The organism is Nocardia sp. NPDC047648 (assembly GCF_040642815.1).
In the GTDB taxonomy this organism is placed as follows: Bacteria; Actinomycetota; Actinomycetes; order Mycobacteriales; family Mycobacteriaceae; genus Nocardia; species Nocardia gamkensis.
Genome location: NZ_JBEYSX010000007.1, coordinates 308,968 through 330,346, shown reverse-complemented (window position 1 = coordinate 330,346; position 21,379 = coordinate 308,968). Strand labels below are relative to the sequence as shown.

Annotated in this window: 2 protein-coding genes (1 of these 2 cut by a window edge); both read right to left on the bottom strand. The window is 72.3% G+C overall.

Annotated features, from left to right (window positions below; genetic code table 11):
* A protein-coding gene (locus ABZ803_RS17895; RefSeq protein ID WP_357038893.1) for a non-ribosomal peptide synthase/polyketide synthase crosses the window boundary here: on the bottom strand, window positions 1-3,563 show its beginning. 21,712 nt of this gene lie to the left of the window's left edge; 3,563 of the gene's 25,275 nt are visible here — the first part of the coding sequence; the start codon lies at window positions 3,561-3,563; its stop codon lies off the left edge, out of view.
* Window positions 3,563-21,379: a non-ribosomal peptide synthase/polyketide synthase gene (locus ABZ803_RS17890; protein ID WP_357038889.1), complete on the bottom strand. Its 17,817-nt coding sequence runs from the start codon at window positions 21,377-21,379 to the stop codon at window positions 3,563-3,565. The genes ABZ803_RS17895 and ABZ803_RS17890 overlap by 1 nt, the downstream gene beginning before the upstream one ends.

Genomic DNA, 21,379 nt, shown 5'->3' with positions numbered 1-21,379 from the left:
GTACCGGCGACCAGCGCGACGGCATCCGGCGTGCGGCGTACCTGCGCGTCGAAGCCCTCGTGCAGGAAACGGTCCGCCACTTTGTGCCCGCTGGCGTTCCAGCTCGCGGTGACGTAGTCCAGTTCGCCCGCGTCGAGCAGCGGGAGATCCCCGACCGGCGCGTCCGGGTCGTCCACCGCCGCGCGCAGCAGCCGGACGAACTTCGCCGCGAACTCCCGCACGGTCGTCGCGTCGAACAGGTCGGTGGCATAGGTGAATTCGGCACGATATCCGTCGGCCGCGTCGGAGACCGTGAGCTGCAGATCGAATTTCGCGAAACCGGGATCGAAGTCGACCGGCTCGACGTCCAGACCGGGCATGACGGGCGCGATCGGCCCGATGTTCTGCATAAACAACGCGACCTGGAACAGCGGGTGACGCGCGGCCGACCGCGCCGGGTTCAGCGCTTCCACCAATTGCTCGAACGGGATGTCGGCGTGCGCGAAGGCGCGCAGGTCGCGATCGGCGGTATACGCGAGGAACTCGGCGAAGCTGCGCGCGGCGTCCACTTCGGTGCGCAGCACGAGCGTGTTGACGAACATGCCGACCAGATCGTCCAGCGCGGCCTCGCCCCGGCCCGCGACCGGCGTGCCGATCGCGATGTCGGCGGTGCCCGACAGCCGGGCCAGCAGGGCCGCCAGCGCGGCGTGCAGCACCATGAACGGCGTGGCGCGAACGCGCGCCGCGACCGTCTCGAGGTCGGCGCGCAGGGCGGCGTCGAGGGCGAACTCGTGGGTCGCGCCCTGATAGGAGGCCGCGGGCGGGCGCGGCCGATCCGCGGGCAGCTCCAATTGCGCGGGCAGTTCGGCCAATTCGGCGCGCCAGAAGGCGAGCTGGCGCGCGGCCACGGAGTCCGCCTCGGTCTCCGCGCCGAGCACCCGCTGCTGCCAGAGCGCGTAATCGGCGTACTGCACCGGCAGCGGAGCCCACTCCGGCGCCCGGCCCTCGCGCCGCGCTCCGTAGGCGGTGGTCAGGTCGCGCATCAGCGGACCGAGCGAGAAACCGTCGGCCGCGATGTGGTGGACGACGAGCACCAGCGTGTGGTCCTCGGGCCCGCAGCGCAGCAGGCGCACCCGCACGGGAATCTCCTCGGCGACGTCGAAGCCCTGCCCCGCCGCCCGGCGGATCGCCGCGACCAGCCGGTCCTCCGGCACGTCGGCGGGCGTCAAGTCGAACACCGCGTGCACCCGCCGCACGGATTGCGCGGGCCCGTCGGCGGTCTGCGGATACACGGTGCGCAGCACTTCGTGCCTGGCCACCAGATCGGTGATCGCCGCCGACAGCGCGGAGACCTCGATCGGGCCGCGCAGGCGCAATGCGACCGGGATGTTGTCCACGGCGGCGGCGCCCAGGTCGCGGGCCTGCTCGAGGTCGGCGTCGAACCGGTTGAGGAACCACATGCGCCGCTGCGCGGGCGAGAGCGGAACGTGCTCCGGGCGCGGTCGGGCCACCAGCGGCGGGCGCGCCGGGCCGGGACGCGACACCGCGGCCACCGCGGCCACGGTCGGGCGGTCGAAGAAGTCACGCACGTCGACGGTCGCGCCGAGGGCCGCGGCGATCCGGGCGATGGCGCGGGTGGCGAGCAGCGAATTGCCGCCGAGCGCGAAGAAATCGTCGTCGGCGCCCACCCGTGGCAGGCCGAGCAGCTCGGCGAAGACCGCGGCCACCGCGACCTGCGCCTCGGTCTCCGGTGCCCGATAGGCCGGTGCGCCGGAACCGAATTCCGGCTCCGGCAACGCCCGGCGGTCCAGCTTCCCGTTGGCGTTGAGCGGCATCGCGTCCAGCGGGGTCAGCAGCGTGGGCACCATGTACTCGGGCAGCTCGCGCCGGACGTGCTCGAGCACATCGGCGGCGTCGATCGAGTCACCGACGACATAACCGACCAGATGATCACCGCCGGTCCGGCGGTGCAGTGTCACCGCCGCCTGGGCCACCGCCGGATGACGCGACAGCGCCGCCTCGACCTCGCCGAGCTCGATCCGCAGGCCGCGCAGCTTCACCTGGAAGTCGCTGCGGCCCAGATATTCCAGTTCGTCCGGGCCGCCCTCCGCGCCGGGCGCCCAGCGCACCAGGTCGCCGGTGCGGTACATCCGCTCCCCCGCCGGGCCGTCGGGGTTGGCGACGAATCGCTCGGCGGTCAGGCCAGGGCGGGCCACATAGCCGCGGGCCAGTTGCACGCCCGCCAGGTACAGCTCGCCGACGACACCGCGTGCCACCGGGCGGAGGCTGTCGTCGAGCACCAGCAACTCCGTGTCGTCGGCCGCGACGCCGATCGGCACTCCGGCCACGTCCGCGCCGGTCACCTCGTGCGCGGTCACGTCGACGGCGGCCTCGGTGGGCCCGTACAGGTTGTGCAGGGTCGCGCCGCAGATGTCGCGGAACGCCGCGGCGGTGGCGGCCGGGAGCGCCTCACCCGAGGCGAAGACCAGCCGCAGCGAGTCCACCGCGGCCGCGCACGGTTCGGCGACGAAGACCGCGAGCATGGACGGCACGAAATGCGCCACCGTGACGGCGCGCTCGCCGATCACGCGCGCCAAGTAGGCCGGGTCGCGATGGCCGTCCGGCTCCGCCACGACCAGCCGGGCGCCGACCTGCAACGGCCAGAAGAACTCCCACACCGACACGTCGAAGGTGAACGGCGTCTTCTGCAACACCACGTCGTCGGCGCGCAGCCGGTACATCCGCTGCCGCCAGCGCAGATTCGCCACGATCGAGCGATGCGACACGGCGACGCCCTTCGGCCTGCCGGTCGAGCCGGAGGTGAAGATCACGTAGGCGGTGTCGTCGGCCGACCGGGTGACCGCGGGGGCGGCAGGTGCGGGCGGGCCCGCGAACTCGTCGATCCGCAGCGTCTCGACCGGACGCCCGAACTCGGGTTCGTCGTGCGTAGTGGTCAGCACGAGCACCGGATCGGCGACCGCGAGCACGTAGGCGATGCGGTCGGCCGGATGATCCGGGTCGATCGGCACGTACGCACCGCCCGCCTTCAGGATCGCGTACATGCCGACCATCAGGTCGATCGAGCGCCGGACCGCCAGGCCCACCAGCGTGTCCGGCCGGACGCCGCGTTCGACCAAGTGCTGGGCCAGCGCGTTGACCCGGCCGTCGAATTCGGCGTAGGTCAGGGTGACGCCCGCGTAGTCGAGCGCGATCGCGTCCGGGGTGCGGCGTGCCTGCTCCTCGAACAGGCTCACCAGCGTCTCGACCGGTGCGGCGGCGGGGGCCGGGGCATCGGGCACGGCGGCGAGCGCGTCCTCGAGCAGTGCGTCCAGCACCGCGCCGAGCGCGCCGTCACCGGACTCCAGCAGCGCGGGCAGCCTGCCGGAGACCACCACGGGGACCAGCGCATCCGCGCTCATGATCTCCGACAGCGCCGCGAGTTCCGCGGCCAGCGCCGCGTAGGTGAGGGTGACCTCGCCGTGGCGCAGCGCCACCCGGTGCGGCTCCCGTCCGGCGACGGTCGCGATGAGGCCGGGCAGGTCGTCGATGCCGTAGGCGCGACGGACGGCGTCTGCGTGGGTCATCAGCGGTTTCCTTCCGAATCGAGAGCCCGCGCCGAGTCGGCGAGCAGCGCCTCGGCGGTGGCGGCCAGGGTGCGCAGCAAGGCCGTCAGGCCACTGCCACCGAGTTCGGCGAGCAGGCCGGGCACCAGCCCGGCGAGCGAGACATGGATGAGTGCTTCGGGTTTGGCCGCCGCGCCCATCGCCCTCGCGACAGTCGCGAGTTTCGCGTCCAGTTCGCCGAAGCGGACCCACCGATCACCGTGCTCGAACGCTGGTGCGCCGGGCGCGGCCTGCGCCGCCCGAGCGATCAGAGCGGGCAGGTCCGTCGCGGTCGGCCTCGGCCGCCGTTCGTGCGCGGACCGGATGTCTATCGCGCGAACGGTCACCGCCGGATCCGCCGCCACCGTCTCCAGCACGCGCAGCAACCGGTCGCCGAACGCCCGCGCGGTCGGCTCGTCGAAGATGTCCGTCGCGTATCCGACGCGCAGCTCCAGACCGGCGCCGGAGCGCTCCAGCGCGGTGACCTGGAGATCGAATTTCGCCTCCGCCGAGGCGAGATCGACCGCCTCGACCGCGAGTCCGGGCAGCTCCACGGCGGCCTGCGGCATGTTCTGGAAGGTGAGCAGCACTTGACACAGCGGCGCGTGCGAGCCGGAACGGGTGACGCCCAGCGCATCGACCACCTGATCGAACGGGACGTCGGCGTGCGAGAGCGCCGCCAGATCGCGCCGGGTGGCCTGCCGCAGCAGTTCGCCGAAGCTCGTGCGCGGGTCGACCTCGGTGCGCAGCGCCACGGTGTTGACGAACATGCCGACCAGCTCGTCCAGTTCGCGGACGCCGCGCCCCGCGACCGGGACACCCACCGTGACGTCCCCCGCGCCGGACAGCTTCGCCAGCAGCACCGCGAGCGCGCTGTGCACCAGGGTGAACAGCGTGCCGCCGTGTTCGCGGGCCAGTCGCTCCAGCCGGGCGGTGCGCTCGGCGTCGATCTCGCGGACGACGGTAGCGCCCCGCATGTCCCGGCGCGCCGGGCGCGGGCGGTCGGTGGGCAGGGACAGTGATTCCGGCGCTGCGGCCAATTCGGTTCGCCAGAAGGCGAGTTGGCGGGCGACCAGGCTGTCCGGATCCGCGGGATCGCCGAGCAATTCGTGCTGCCAGGCGCTGTAGTCGCGGTACCGGATCGCCGGTGGGGCCCACTCCGGCGCGCGACCGGCGGATCTGGCCAGGTAGGCGCGCACCAGGTCGGCGGTCAACGGCGCGATCGAATACCCGTCCGCGCCGATGTGGTGCAGCACGACGACCAGGAGGTGTTCGTCGGCGGCGGTGGCGAACAGGGCGGCGCGCACGGGCGGCGCGGCGGCGAGATCGAATCCGAGGGAGACGAATTCCGTGATGCGCGCACTCAGTTCCGCTCGCGGAACCGGGATCGGCGTCAGGTCGACCGGCGGCGCGGCCACGACCTCTTGGACCGGTCCCGCTTCGGTATCGGGGTACCTGGTGCGCAGCGTCTCGTGCCGGTCGAGCACATCGCCGATGGCCGCCGACAGCGCCGCCACGTCCAGCTCGCCGCGCAACCGCAGCGCCGCGGGGATGTGATAGGCCGAGGAGTCCGGCGCGAGCCGGTCGAGCACCCACATGCGTTGCTGCGCGGGCGCGAGCGGCACCGGCCCGGTATCCGCGCGGCGAACCAGCGCGGGCGGGGCCGCGCCGCGCTCGGTGTGCGCGAGGCGTTCGGCGAGCGCGGCCGGCGTCGGCGCGTCGAACACCGCGGCCACCGGGACGTGGCCGCCCAGCGCCGCGCCGAGCCGGGCCGCGAGCCGGGTGGCCATCAGGGAGTTGCCGCCCCTGGCGAAGAAGTCGTCGTCCACGCTCACCGTCCGCAGGCCGATGACCTCGGCGAACGCATCCGCGACCAGCCGCTCCAGCGCACCGGCCGGTGCGCGGGAAGCCCCCTCGGCGAACACCGGCTCCGGCAGCGCGGTGCGATCGATCTTGCCGTTGGCGGTGAGCGGCAGCGCCGCCAGCACGACCACGGCGGCGGGCACCATGTACCCGGGCAGGTGCGCGGCCACGGCTGTGCGCAGCGAAACGGCCGAGTCGGCGTACGACTCCGGATCCGCTTCGGGCACAGCGGCATAGGCGATGAGCCGCGTTCCGGCGCGTTCGTCGGCCCGCGCCACCGCGACCGCCGCGCTCACCCCGGGCTGCCGCCGCAGAGCGGCCTCCACCTCGCCGAGTTCGATGCGGAAGCCGCCGAGCTGCACCTGGAAGTCGGCGCGCTCCAGGTATTCCAGCGTGCCGTCGGGACGCCTGCGCACGATGTCGCCGGTGCGGTACATCCGCTCGCCCGCCGCGGCGCCGAGTTCCACCGCGAACGGATCGGCCACGAAGCGGTCCGCGGTCAGCGCCGGACGCCGCTGGTAGCCCCGCGCCAGCTGCGCGCCGGCGAGATACAACTCGCCGGGCACGCCGACCGGCGCGGGCCGCAATCGCGCGTCCAGCACGTAGACCCGGCTGTTCCAGACGGGCGACCCGATCGGAACGGTGTGCTCCGGCGGTGTGCGCACCGGGAACGCGGTGATCGACACCGCCGCCTCGGTGGGACCGTAGAGGTTGTCCAGCGCGGTCCCGGCACGGTGGCGGCGCAGGAAGTCCGCGGCCGTGCCGGGCGGCAGCGCCTCGCCGATGGCGAGCACTCCGCGCAGGGTTTCCGGCAGCGCGGCTCCCGGCTCCACCGCCAGCAGCATGCCGATCAAGGCGGGAACGGCGTACAACACGGTCACGCCGTGGCGGCGCAGCAGCGCACGCAGCTGGTCCGGATCGCGTTCCGCGCCGGGTGCGGTGATGATCAGGCGTCCTCCGGTGACCAGCGGAGACCAGAACTCCCACACGGACAGGTCGAAGGTCGCGGGCGTCTTCAGCAGCACGGCATCGTTCGCGCCGAGACCGAATTCCCTGGTCAGCCAGGCCAGCTGATTCACGATGGCGCCGTGCGGGATCGTCACACCTTTGGGCAGGCCCGTCGAACCGGAGGTGAAGATGACGTAGGCAGGATGCTCCGGACGCAGCGCTCGCACCCGCTCCGCGTCCGTGATCGGGGTCGAGGCGAATTCGGTGAGGTCGAGTCGGTCGACTTCCATCGCCGTGCGGTTCGTTCCGGCCGGTAAGCCGTCGCGCGAGGTGGTCAGAAGCACGGCGGGCGCGGCGGTGGACATGATGTGGGCGATCCGCTCGGCCGGATGGTCCGGATCGATGGGCACGTACGCGCCTCCGGCGCACACCACGGCGTACATGGCGACGACCAGTTCCGGCGAACGGCGCATCGCCAGCACGACCGTCGACTCCGGGCCGACACCGTGCGCGATGAGCTTGCGCGCCAACCGGTTCACCTGTTCGCCGAACTCGGCGTAGCGCAGCTCGGCTCCGGTCGTCGCGTCCACCAGCGCGACCGCCCCGGGGGTGCGCGCGATCTGCGCGGCGATCAGATCCGCCAGCGTGGCGCGCGGGACCGGCTGCCGCGTCCGGTTCCATTCGGCCAGCACCAGCGACCGGTCGGTCCCGAGCAGATCGATGTCGCCGACGGGTAGGTCCGGGCGGATCGCGACCGTTTCCAGCACCCTGCGCAGCTGTGCGGCGAACCGGAAAGCGGTGGGCCGCTCGAACAGATCGGTGGCGTAACGCAGCGCCAGCTCGATGCCGTCGGGCGCGCCGTCGGCGTCGTAGGCGTCCACCGCGAACAGGTGCAGGTCGAATTGCGCCACGCCGTTGTCGAAGTCGAGTTCGTCGACCTCGAGGCCGGGCAGCCGCAGCTGTCCACGCTCGTGGTTCTGGAACGAGTAGCCGACCTGGAACAGCGGGTGCCGCGCGGTCGAGCGCACCGGGTTGAGCACTTCCACCAGGCGCTCGAACGGCACGGTGGCGTGTTCGAGCGCCGCGAGGTCGGCGGCCCGCGCCCGCGCCAGGAGTCCGGCGAACGGCTCACCGCCGTCGACGCCGACGCGCAGCACGAGGGTGTTGACGAACATCCCGATGACGTCGTCGAGTTCGGCCGCGCCGCGCCCGGCCACCGGCGTGCCGATGGCGATGTCACCGGCGCCGGACCAGCGCGCGAGCAGCACCGCGAACGCGGTGTGCACCACCATGAACAGCGTCGCGCCGTGCCGCCTGCCGAGCGCGACGAGGTCAGCGTGCAGCCGCGCGCCGATCGTCAGCGGCACCTTGTCCCCGCGCAGGCTCGGCTTCGCCGGACGGGGGCGGTCGGTGGGCAGCGCCAGCTGGTCGGGCAGTCCGGCGAGGGTCTCGCTCCAGAACGCGATCTCGCGGGCCGCCACCGAATCGGGGTCGTCCTCGGCGCCGAGCAGAGCGCGTTGCCACAGGGCGTAATCGGCGTACTGCACGGCGAGCGGCGTCCACTCCGGCGGCGTGCCGCCGCGGCGCGCGGTATAGGCGAGCATCAGGTCCCGCACGAACGGCGCGATGGACGAGCCGTCGGCGGCGATGTGGTGCAGCACTCCGGCCAGCACGAAGTCGCCGTGCCCGTCCGCGGGGCGCGCACCCGCCCTGACCACCCGCAGCAGCCGCAGCCGCAGCGGGACCTCGGCGGTGACGTCGAAGGTCGTCTCGGCCAGCTCCCGAATGCGCCGCGGTACCTCGTCTTCCGCGATGTCGATCGGCCGCAGCACCGGGGTGGCGTCGGCGGCGTCGGCGATGAACTGCACCGGTTCGCCGTCGACCTGGGGATAACGGGTGCGCAGCGCCTCGTGCCGGGCGACCACGTCGCCGAGCGCGGCCTGCAACGCGGCCACGTCCAGCCGCCCGGACATCCGCAGGGCCACCGGAATGTTGTAGGCGGTGGAGGACGGGTCGAACCGGTTCAGGAACCACATCCGCTGCTGCGCGGGCGACAACAGCATCCGCTCCGGACGCGGCGCCGGCGCCAGCGCGGGCCGGGTGCCGCCCACGGCCACCGTGCTCGCCGCGACGGCCAGGTCCGCGACCCGGGGAGCTTCGAACAGCGCCCGGACCCCGACCGTCCGGCCCAGCGCCGCGCCGATTCGGCTGACCGCCTTGGCGGCCAGCAAGGAGCTGCCGCCGAGCGCGAAGAAGTCGTCGTCGGCGCCCACGGGGCGTGCCGCGCCGAGCACTTCGGCGAACACCTCCGCCACGACGCGTTCGCTCGGGGTGGACGGCGGCCGGTAGACCGTCGATTCGAACCGTGGCGCGGGTAGCGCCGCACGGTCGAGCTTTCCGTTGACGGTCAACGGGATTCGCCGCACCGGCACGATCGCGGCGGGCACCATGTGCTCGGGCAGGCGGTAGGCCACGGCTTGCCGCAGCGCGGCGGCATCGATCGAGCCGTCCGAGTCGTCCGAGTCGTCCGAGTCGTCGACAGCCACCACGTACGCCACGATGCGCGGTTCGTCCACCAGGTCGGCGCGCACCACCACGGCCACCTCCCGCACCGCGTCGCACGCGTCGAGCAGCGCGGCCTCGATCTCGCCCAGCTCGATACGGAAGCCGCGCAGATTCACCTGCTGGTCGGCGCGCCCGAGGTACTCCAGCTCACCGTCGGAGGTCCAGCGGGCCAGATCACCGGAGCGGTAGGTGAGCGAGCCGTCGCCCGCGTACGGGTCCGCGACGAAACGGGCGGCGGTCAGGGCGGGACGGTGCAGGTAGCCGCGCGCCAACTGGCCGCCGGATACGTAGATCTCCCCCGGCACACCCACCGGCACGGGCCGCAACCGGTCGTCGAGCAGGCGAACGGTCAGTCCCGGCAGCGCCGTACCGATCACGCTCGACGACCCGGTGTGCCGGTCGATCTCGCGATAGGACACGTGCACCGTGGTCTCGGTGATGCCGTACATGTTCACCAGGCGGGGCGCGTCCGGATAGCGGGCGAACCAACCGGCCAGGCGCTGCGGCTCCAGCGCTTCGCCGCCGAAGATCACGGTGCGCAGGGCGAATCCGGCTTCCGGTCCGGCCGCATCGGCGGCGACGAGCTGGTAGAACGCCGACGGCGTCTGGTTGAGCACGGTGACCCGCTCGGCGATCAGCAGATCGCGGAACTGCTGCGGCGAGCGCGAGGTGTAGTAGTCGACCACCACCACCGTGGCGCCGGTCGACAGCGGGCCCCACAGTTCCCACACGGAGAAGTCGAAGGCGTACGAGTGGAACAGGGTCCACACGTCCGCAGGCCCGAAACCGAAGCGCCGCCGTGTGTTGTCCAGCAGCCGAAGCACGTTGCGGTGCGGCACCACGACGCCTTTGGGCCTGCCGGTGGAGCCGGAGGTGTAGATGACGTAGGCCGTGTGTGCGCGATGCAGCGGGGCGCGCCGGTCCGCGTCGGTGACCGGCGCGCCGCTGAACTCCGTGAGGTTCGGCGCGTCGACGTCGATCACCGGCCCGCCGAACCAGCCGCGCGGCAACTCGGTGGCGGCTCCGGCGATCGCGCAGATCGGGCGGGCGTCGTCGAGGACGTATTCGATCCGGTCGTCCGGGTAGGCCGGGTCGATCGGCAGGTACCCGCCGCCCGCCTTGAGCACGGCGAGCAGGGCGACCACCAGTTCCGCCGAGCGGGGCAGCGCGACGGCCACCAGCGTTTCCGGCCCGACGCCCGCGGCCGCCAGCCGCCGCGCCAACCGATTGGACCACTCGTCGAGTTCGGCGTAGGACAGCGACCGCGCACCGTCACGCACCGCGACGGCGTCCGGGTCCAGCGCGGCGGCCCGCGCGAAACGCTCGGCCAGGTTGCCCGCCACATCGGCGACGTCGTCCCCGCCGACCGGCCATTCGTACAGCGCGCGGTGCTGTTCCTCGGCGCTGAGCAACTGGATGTCACCGACGACCACCGTGGGATCGGCGGCGATGGCGGCGAGCACCTGGGTGAACCGCCTGCCGAGCACGGCGACCGCCGACGCGTCGAAAAGGTCCGTGGCGTAACGGATCTCGACCTGCATGCCGTCGGCGCGACCGTCCCGGTCATTGGACTCCAGCACGGTGAACTGGAGGTCGAATTCGGCGACCGGCGCGTCGAACTCCTGCGCGCTCACCCGCAGGCCCGGCAGCTCGAACTCGGGCAGGGTGAAGTTCTGGAAGCTCAGCGCCACCTGGAACAGCGGATGACGGTTGCGCGATCGGGTGGGCGCGAGCACTTCGACGAGGCGTTCGAACGGCACGTCGGCATGCGAGAGCGCGTCGATGTCCTGGTCGCGGGTCGCGTCCAGCACGGTCTCGAAGCGGGCTCTGGAGTCGACGGCGGTCCGCAGCACCAGCGTGTTGACGAACATGCCGACGAGCCGGTCCAGTGCCGCGTCGCCGCGTCCGGCGACCGGGGTGCCGATCGCGATGTCCGAGCCGCCGGACAGGCGGGCCAGCAGCACCGCCAGCGCCGCGTGCACCGTGCTGAACAGCGTGGTCTCCCGCTTGCGCGCCAGCTCGCCCAGTTCGCTGTGCAGATCGGAGTCGATGCGCAGGCGGTGTGTCGCGCCGCGATGCGACGAGACCGGCGGGCGTGGACGGTCGGTGGGCAGTTCGAGCTGTTCCGGCAGGCCGTCCAAGGCGCTGCGCCAGTAGTCGAGCTGCCGCTCGGCGTCGGCGGAATCGGCCTGCCAGAGCGTGTAGTCGGCGTACTGCACCGGCAAGGCGTCCCATGCGGGCGCTGCGGCGGCGCGACGCGCCAGGTAGGCGGTCATCAGATCCTCGGCCAGCGGTCCGAGGGAGAATCCGTCCGCGGCGATGTGGTGCAGCACCAGGGCGAGTACATACTCCTGCGCCGCGTCGTCGATCACGAACAGCACTGCGCGCAGGGGTGTCTCGGTCACCAGATCGAAGGGCGCGGCGGCCAGCTGCCGAAGCCGTTCCGGCAGTGCCGTTTCGGTCACCCGCACAACCGGGACGTCAGGCGCGGTGGAGGGCAGGACCCGTTGCTCGGGGCCGTCGGGGCCGTCCGGGTAGACGGTGCGCAAGGTCTCGTGCCTGGCCACCAGGTCGGCCAAGGCCGTGGTCATCGCCGCGAGGTCGAGATCACCCGAGAGGCGCAGCGCGACCGGGATGTTGTCGATCGCGCCTGCTTGCCCGTCGGCGTGGAAGCGGTTGACGAACCAGACGCGCTGCTGGGCCGGGGACAGCGGAATCCGGTCCGGCCGCGGGAGCGGGCGCAGCGGTGCCCGACCGCCATCGCCGCGGTGCGATTCGGCCCGCGCGGCCAGCGCGGCGACCGTCGGCGCGTCGAACAGCGCCCGCACCGGCAATCGGGTGTCGAGCGCAGCACCGAGCCGGGCCACCAGCCGGGCGGCGGTGAGCGAGTTGCCGCCGAGGGCGAAGAAATCGTCGTCCAGCCCTACCCGGTCGACGCCGAGCAGCTCACCGACCGTGGCGGCGACGAGTTTCTGTACCGGTGTCGCGGGCGCGCGGAATCGCGCGGACTCGACCGCTGGTGCGGGCAGCGCGCGGCGGTCCAGCTTGCCGGAGGCGTTGACCGGGAACTCGGTCAGCACGACGTACGCCGAGGGCATCATGTACGCCGGTAGCCGCCGGGTGAGCGTCGCTTCGACCGCGCCGAGATCGACTCGCGCGCCGGACGCTTCGATCAGGTAGGCGACGAGGCGCTCACCGGCTCCGGCGTCGTCGCGCACGAGTACGACCGCTTGGGCGACTTCTTCCAGGCCGGTCAGCGCCTGCTCGATCTCACCCAACTCGATGCGCAGACCACGCAACTTCACCTGGAAGTCGGTACGGCCCAGGTACTCCAGCTCACCGTGCTCGGTCCACGCCACCAAGTCACCCGTGCGGTACATCCGCGCGCCGGGAACCCCAAACGGGTTGGCCACAAACCGGTCACTCGTCAGATCCGCACGCGCGAAATAACCCCGCGCCAGCTGCACACCCGCCAGATACAACTCACCCGCCACACCCACCGGCACCGGACGCAGACGCGCATCCAACACATAAACCTGCGTGTTGAACACCGGCGTACCGATCGGCACCGTCTCGGTATCCGCATCGACGACCTCATGGAAAGTGACGTCGACCGCCGCTTCCGTCGGACCGTAAAGATTGTGCAACGCGGCACCGGTCAACTCACGCAAACGATGCGCGGGCTTCGGCGGCAACGCCTCACCCGAAGCGAACACCAACCGCAACGAATCACACTGCGCGGCCCTGGCATCCGCCACGAACACCGCCAGCATCGACGGTACGAAGTGCGTAACCGTCACCCGCTCGGCGCCGATGACCTCCGCCAGATACGCCGGATCACGATGCCCGTCCGGCTTTGCCACCACCAACCGCGCACCCACCTGCAACGGCCAGAAGAACTCCCACACCGACACATCGAACGTCGCAGGCGTCTTTTGCAACACCACATCATCGGCGGTCAGCTGGTAGGCGGTCTGCATCCACACCAAGCGGTTCACGATCGCCGCATGCGAGACCGCGACACCCTTCGGACGACCCGTCGAACCCGACGTGAAAATCACATACGCGGTGTTCGACGCGGTGACCGTCCCGAGCAGGTCCGCATCGGTCAGCGGTTCCTCGGCGTAGTCCTCGGTGTCGAACAGGTCGACATCCAGCACCGCCCACAGCCCACTGCCGGTGGCCGGATCGGGCAGCTCGAGCCCGTCCTCGGAGCGGGTCAGCACGCAGACCGGACGCACCGTCCGCAGGACATCGGCGACCCGCTCGGCCGGATGCTCCGGATCGATCGGGACATAGGCTCCTCCCGCCGCGAGCACCGCGTACAGCGCCACCACGAGATCGGCCGACCGGCGCATGCCCACCGCTACGGGCTTCTCCGGGCGCACACCGACCGACACCAGCAGCCTGGCCATCCGGTGCACCCGGCGCGCGAACTCGGCGTAGCTGAGCGATTCGCCCTCGAACCTCAGCGCGATCGCCTCGGGCGTCCGGGCCGCCTGCGCCTCGAACATCGACACCAGCGTCGCGGCCGGATCCACCGGGTGCCGGGTGGCGTTCCACGCGTCCAGGACGAGGGCGCGTTCGCCGGGACTCAGCACATCGATCGCGCCGAGGCACACCCGTGGATCGGCGACCACCGCGTCGAGCACCCGGTGCAGGCGCCACGCGAACGTCTCGACGGTGGCGGGGTCGAACAGATCGGTCGCGTATTCGAACACCGCGGCGAGCCCGGAACCGTCCGCCGCTTCCACCACGGACAGGTGCAGATCGAATTTGGCTGTGCCCGTGTCGATATCGAGTCCGGTCGCGGTGAGGCCGGGCAGCTCGAGTTCGGTCCGCGCGGTGTTCTGCAAGTCGAGCATCACCTGGAACAGCGGATGCCTGGCCGCCGACCGCTCCGGCGCGAGCACCTCGACCAAGCGCTCGAACGGCGCGTCGGCGTGGGCGAAGGCGGCCAGGTCGCGATCGCGCACCGCAGCGACCAAGTCGGTGAACGTCAGATCGGCCCGGACGTCGGCGCGCAGCACGACCGTGTTGACGAACATGCCGACCAGGTCGTCGAGCGCGCGGTCGCCGCGACCGGCCACCGGGGTGCCGATCACGATGTCCCGCTGCCCGGACAATGTGGCCAGCAGCGTGGCGAACGCGGCGTGCAGCACCATGAACAGCGAGGCGTTCGCCCCGTCCGCGATCTCGCGCAACCGGCGCCCGGTCGCGGCGTCGATGGTGCAGGCGTGGCGCGCGCCGCGACCCGACGCGGCGGCCGGGCGCGGTCGATCGGTCGGCAGCGCCGACACGTCCGGCAGGCCGGCCAGTTCTTCCTGCCAGAACCGGATCTGTTCGGCCAGTATCGAATCCGGGTCGTCCTCGGAGCCCAGGCTGGCCCGCTGCCACAGTGCGTAGTCGGCGTAATGGACGGGCAGTGGCGTCCAGTCGGGCGCGACGCCCGCGCGGCGCGCATGGTAGGCGCGCATGAGATCACAGGTGAGCGGTGCGAGCGACCAGCCGTCGGCGCCGATGTGGTGCAGCGCGACGACGAGCACGTGCTCGTCGTGGCCGAGGCGCAGCAGCACCAGGCGCACCGGCGGCTCGCGATCCACCCGGAACGGTGTGGCCACCGCTTCGCGAACCCGATGCATCAGCGCCTGTTCGCCGATCGTTTCCACGACCAGCTCGACCCGCGCCTCGTCGACCGGCAGCACCAGTTGATACGGGATACCCTCCGCCGCGGGGAAAATGGTGCGCAGCGACTCGTGCCTGACGAGCACGTCGGCGACCGCTTCGGCCAGCGCCGTCTGCTCGAGCGCGCCGCGCAGCCGGATGGCGGCGACCAGATTGTCGGCCACCGACGCCGCGTCGAACTGGTTCAGGAACCACATGCGCTGCTGCGCGTAGGACAGTGGGACCAGCGTCGGGCGCGGCCCGGCGACCAGCTGCCCCCGGTTACGCGCCGCGCGGCCGCCGGACAGGTGCGCGGCCAGCGCCGCGACGGTCGGATACTCGAACAGCGCCCGCACCGGCACCTCGGTGTCCAGCGCGTCCGCCAGGCGGGCCGCGATCTGCGTGGCGACCAGGGAATTCCCGCCGAGTGCGAAGAAGTCGTCGTCCGCGCCGACCGGATCGACGCTCAGCACCTGTCCGAACACCGCGGCGACGGTCCGCTCCTGTGGCGTGCCGGGCGCGCGGAAGGTCTCGGTGACCGGCGCGGGATCCGGCAGCGCACGGCGGTCGAGCTTGCCGGAGGCGGTCAGTGGCATGGCGTCCAGCGGGACGTACGCGGTGGGCACCATGTACGAGGGCAGCACCCGGCGCAGCCGTCGCGCCAACTCCGCGGCGAGCCGTTCGGGCGCGACGGCGCCGACCACGTAGGCGGCCAGCGTCTCGCCGGACGGCTGCGCGACGACCCGCACCGCCGCGGCGCGCACGTCGTCCATGGCGAGCAGGGCGGCCTCGATCTCGCCGAGTTCGATCCGCTGGCCGCGCAGCTTCACCTGGAAGTCGCCGCGGCCCAGATACTCCAGCGCGCCGTCGCGGCGGCGACGCACCAGATCGCCGGTCCGGTACATCCGGCTGCCCGCAGGCCCGTACGGGTCGGCGACGAAACGCTCCGCGCTCAGGTCGGCGCGGCCGTGGTAGCCGCGCGCCAGCTGCGCGCCGGACAGGTACAGCTCGCCGACCACGGCGTCCGGAACCGGTCGCAGCCGCGCGTCGAGGACCATGGCCCGGCTGCCCGGCACCGGACGCCCGATCGGCGCGGGACCGCTCGCGGCCGGGTCGACGGGGGCGTGCGTGGCGTGCACGGTGAATTCGGTGGGCCCGTAGAGGTTGTGCAGCCGCGCGGGGCTCACCGCGGCGAACGCGGCGGCGGCCTCACCGGTCATCGCCTCGCCCGCCACCAGCACGGTGCGCAGGGACGCGATCGCGTCCGGCGCCGCGGCGGCGGCGAACACCGTGAGCATGGACGGAACGAACGAGGTCATCGTCACCCGGTGCGCGGCGATGGTCGCGGCGAGGTACCGGGGGTCGCGGTGCCCGTCGTGGGCGGCGACGACCGTCCGCGCGCCACGGGTGAGCGGGGCGAACAGCTCCCACACCGAGACGTCGAAGGTGGCCGGGGTCTTGAACAGCACCACGTCGTTCGCGTCGATCCGGTATTCGCCCGCGATCCACCCGATCTGGTTCACCGCCGAGTCATGTTGCACCGCGACGCCTTTGGGACGGCCGGTGGAACCCGAGGTGAAGATGACGTACGCGATGCCGGAGGGGTGCAAGGGGTCCAGGCGGTGCGCGTCGGTGACCGGGGCGTCGGAGTAGTTCGCGAGATCCGGGGAGTCGGCGGTGATGATCGGTGTCGCCGGGCGCTCCGCGAGCGCGCACCGATCGGCGAGTTCCGCCCCCAGGTCGTCACCGGAACGGGCGAGCACGCAGACCGGGCGAGCCTCCGCGATCACCTGCGCTATCCGGGCCGCGGGCTGGTCGGGGTCCACCGGCACGTATCCGCCGCCCGCGGTCAGCACCGCGTACGCGGCCACCACGAGGTCGGCCGAACGCCGCATGCCCAGGACGACCGTCCGCTCCGGGCCGACGCCCGCGACGATCAGCCTGCGCGCCAATCGGTTGACCGCGCCCGCGAACTCCGCGTAGGTCAGCCGCCGTTCATCGTCCAGTACCGCGACCGCGTCCGGGGTGCGCCGCACCTGCGCCTCGAAGGCGGTGAGCAAGGTCGCCGCCGGGTCGCGGGCGCCCGCCTCGGCCTGCCCCGCCGCGAGGGCGCGCGCTTGCTCCGCGTGGTCGAGAAGGGGCAGATCGCCTATCGCGATCCCGGGATCGGCGGTGGCCGCCCACAGGAAGCGGATCAGCGCGCGGGCGTAGCCGGCGATGGTGTCTTCGTCGAACAGATCCGTGGCGTAGCCGAATTCCGCGGGAACCCCCGCCGGTGCCGGACCTTCCCCGAGTCCGGCGCCGGCGGAGTTCTCGGTGACCGTGAGCTGGAGATCCAGCTTGGTCACTCCGGTGTCCAGGGTACTGGTGGCGACCGACAGTTCGGGCAGTTCGAAGGCGATTGGCTCGGCATTGTCGAACGCGAGCAGCACTTGGAACAGCGGGTGGCGCGCCTGCGAGCGCGGCGGATCCAGCGCGGCGACCACCTGCTCGAACGGCAGCTCGGCATGCCCGAAGGCGGCGAGGTCCTGTTCCCTGACCCGCTCGAGCAGGGCGGAGAACGGCTCGACGGCGTCGACCCGGGTGCGCAGTGCCAGGGTGTTGACGAACATGCCGATCAGGTCGTCGAGGGCGCGCTCGCCACGACCGGCGACCGGGGTGCCGATCACGATGTCGCCGCTGCCGGACAGTCGCGACAGCAGCGCGGCCAGCGCGGCGTGCGTCAGCATGAAGGTCGAGATGCCTTGTGCGCGAGCGAGTTCGCTCATCCGAGCGGCCAGTTCGCCGGGTAGCTCGAAGCCGAACACCGCGCCCCGGCCGGAGGCGACCGCCGGGCGGGGGCGATCGGCGGGCAGGTCGAGCTGATCGGGCGCGCCCGTCAGCGTCCCGGTCCAGAACGCCAGCTGGGTGGCCGCGAACGAATCGTCCGGGGAGCCGAGCAGTTCGTGCTGCCAGAGGCTGTAGTCGGCGTACTGGACCGGTAGCGGGGCCCAGGCGGGCGCGACGCCGCCGCGGCGCGCCGCGTACGCGCTCATCACGTCGCGGGCGAGCACGCGCAGCGACAGACCGTCGGCGGCGATGTGGTGCAGGACCAGCGCGAGCGCGTAACCGCCGTCGTCCACCGCGAAGATCCGGGCGCGGAGGGGAATCTCGCGTTCCAGGTCGAAGCCCCGCGCGGCGATCGCGCTCAGGCGCCCGTCGAGTTCGGCGGCGCCGATCGCCTCCGGCGCGCCCGCCACCTCCGCCACCGGCAACACGATCTGCCGTGCGGCCGGGCCGCCGCTGTCGCCGGGCGGCAGCGCGGGGAAGATCGTGCGCAGCACCTCGTGCCGGATGACCACGTCCTCGAGCGCCTGCCGCAGGGCGGTGACGTCCACCGCGCCGCGCAAGCGCACCACGAACGGCATGTTGTAGCTCGCGCCGGATCGCTCGAACCGGTTGAGGAACCAGATGCGCTGCTGCGCCGGAGAAAGCGGAACCAGCGGCGGCCGTGGCCGTGCCCGCAGCTGCGCGACCAAGGACGCGCCGCCGGATCCACCGGCCCGCTCGACGAGTGCGGCGAGTTCGGCCACCGTGCAGGCGGCGAACACGTCGCGGACTCCGAGCGGGCAGTTCAGGTCGGCGGACAGCCGGGCGGCGACCTGCGTGGCCACCAGACTGTTTCCGCCGAGTGCGAAGAAGTCGTCGTCGCGACCGACCGGCTCGTTACCGAGCACTTCGGCGAACACCCGCGCGACCGCGAGTTCCACGGCGGTGGCGGGCGCGGTGTAGCCGGTCGAAACCCTGCTGGGAGCGGGTAGCGCGCGGCGATCCAGCTTCCCCGAGGCGTTCACCGGCAGTGTGTCGAGCACCACGTAGGCGGCGGGCACCATATATCCGGGCAGCGCCTCGGCCGCCGCGGCGCGCAGCCGGTCCGTGCGCACCGCACCCGGCTCCGCTTCCACGACGTAGGCCACCAGCTGCTCGCCGACGCCCGCGTCGTCGCGCAGTACGACCACCGCGCGGTCCACCGCGTCCACCCGGCCGAGCACGGCCTCGATCTCGCCGAGTTCGATGCGCAGGCCGCGCAGCTTCACCTGGAAGTCGGTGCGTCCGAGGTATTCCAGTTCGCCGTGGGGAGTCCACCGCACCAGGTCACCGGTGCGATACATCCGCCCGCCCGCCCGCGCGGGCCGGTCGCCGAACGGGTCGGCCACGAACCGCGCCGCGGTCAGCTCCGGTCGCGCGACGTAGCCCCGGGCGAGCTGTACCCCCGACAGATACAGCTCACCCGGCGCCCCGACCGGTACCGGCCGCAGCCGCGAATCGAGGACGTAGAGCCTGGTGTTGAACACCGGCGCGCCGATCGGCACCGAGAGGGTATCGGTGTCGGTGACTTCATGGAAGGTGACGTCCACCGCCGCTTCCGTGGGACCATACAGATTGTGCAGCCGCGCGCCGGTCAGGGAGCGCAGCCGCTGGGCGAGCGCGGCGGGCAGCGCCTCCCCGGAGGCGAACACCGTGCGCAGCGACGTTCGATACGCGTCATGCCGGTCCGCGAGGAAGGCCGCGAGCATAGACGGCACGAAATGTGCTGTGGTGACCCCGAATTCGTCGATCGCCCGGCGCAGATAAGCGGGATCGCGGTGCCCGTCCGGCTGGGCGAGCACCAGCGTCGCGCCGATCTGCAGCGGCCAGAAGAATTCCCATACCGACACGTCGAACGTCGCCGGGGTCTTCTGTAGCACAACGTCTTTCGCGGATAGTCGATAGGTCTGCTGCATCCACACCAATCGGTTCACGATCGCCCGGTGGGTGATCGCGACGCCCTTGGGCAGACCGGTCGATCCCGAGGTGAAGATCACATACGCCGGATGCTCGGGTCGCAGGGCCGCGACGCGTTCCCGGTCCCACACCGGCGCGGCGGCGACGGCTTCATCGACCCGGTCCACCCGCAGCACCGGCAGGCCGGCAGGTACGGGTGGATGAGCGTCCCCCGCGGTCAGCACGCAGGCCGGACGGGCCGTGGCCAGGATGTGCGCGGTGCGCTCCGGCGGGTGGTCCGGGTCCAGCGGCAGGTAGGCACCGCCCGCCGCGAGCACCGCGTACATCGCGATCACCAGTTCCGGCGAGCGCGGCAGGTGCAGCGCCACCACCGTTTCGGGTCCCACACCCAGCGCGATCAGCGCGCGCGCGAGCCGGTGGCTGCGCTCCGCGAGATCACGGTAGGTCAGGTCCGGCGCACCGGCGGCCCGCAGCGCCACCGCGCTCGGCGTGCGGGCCGCCTGCGCCTCGAACATCGACACCAGCGTCGCCATGGGAGCCGAGCCCGCCGAGCGGCCCGGCAGCCGCGCTTCCACGTCGAAATCCGTCTCGTTCCAGATCCGGGTGCTGACCTCGAGTTCCAGCTCGGTCGCGACGTCGACGGCGGCGAGCGCGGTATCCGGCTCGGTGGCGACAAGGCGCTCCAGGTAGCGGAGGAACCGGGCGTGCTGCCGTGCGATGTCGTCGGCGGTGTACAGGCGCGGGTTGGCCTCGAAGTCGACGTGCACCCGGTCGCGGTCGCCGTAGTAGACGTTGAGTCCGAGGTCTTCCACCGGGCCGGTGGACAGCACGTGGTAGCGCCCCACGGTCGCGCCGAGGGTGAGATCGGTGCGGAACAGCATGATGTTGGCCAGCGGCCCGAACAACCCGCGGTGCGCGAGACCGGCGACGTGCTCGGCGTCGCGCTGGATGTCCTCGTGCCGGTAACGCTGGTGGCGCAGCGCGCCCGCGACCTCGACGCGGGTGGCGCGCAGCAAATCGCCCCAGCTCCCGCCGACGGGCAACCGCAGCGGCACGATGTTCGACAGCATGCCCGCCGAGCGCCGCAGCGCCGCGGTGGTGCGCGCGGTCACCGGCAGGCTCAGCACCGCCTCGTCCCGGTCGGTCAGCCGTCCGAGGTAGGCGGCGAACGCCGCGAGCAGCACCACCGCGATCGTCGAATCCTGGCTCGCGGCAAGGGAGCCGATCCGCTCGACCAGCTCGGGGGCGAGCGCTCGCCCGGCGATCCGGTTGGTCGCGCAGCGCGGCGCGCAGCGACCGGCGAGGCTGGTCGCGCCGTCAAGCCCGGCCACCCGCCCCGCCCAGTGCGCGCGATCGGACTCGAAACGGGGGCTTTCCCGGTAGGCGAGTTCGGCCTGGGTCAGCGAGGCGAGCGTCCCTGGCCGCACCGCCTCGGGTTCGGCCCCGAGCACCCGGGCGGTGTACAGCTCGGCCGCCCGCATGGTGTTGGTCAGCGCGCCGTAGCCGTCCAGCACGATGTGATGGACCCGCAGGTACCAGAAGTACCGGCGCTCGGCGACGCGCAGCACGGCGCCCGCGAACAGCCGGTCGGCGCGCAGGTCGACCGGCGCGCTCGCGTCGGCGCGCATCCAGTCGTGCGCCGCGGCCACCGGGTCGGCCTGGTCGCGCAGGTCGATCAACGGAATGTCGACCGAGAGCCCGGAGTCGACGTACTGATGCGGGACGCCGCCGGATTCGCCGAGCCGCACCAGCACCGACTCGTACTCGCGCGCCGCCTCGCCCGAGACCTCTTGCAGCAGAGCGGCATCCAGCTCGCCGCGCACGTCCACGTACTGGGCGACGTTGATCGGCACGTCCGGCTCGAGCAGCTGGGCGTACCAGACGCCGAGCTGGGCGGGCGCCAGGGCGAACGGCTCGGGTGCGGCCTCGGACGGCTTCGGCTCGACGGAACGCTGCGGCAACGCGCTGTACCCACCCAACTCCGTATCGTGCAC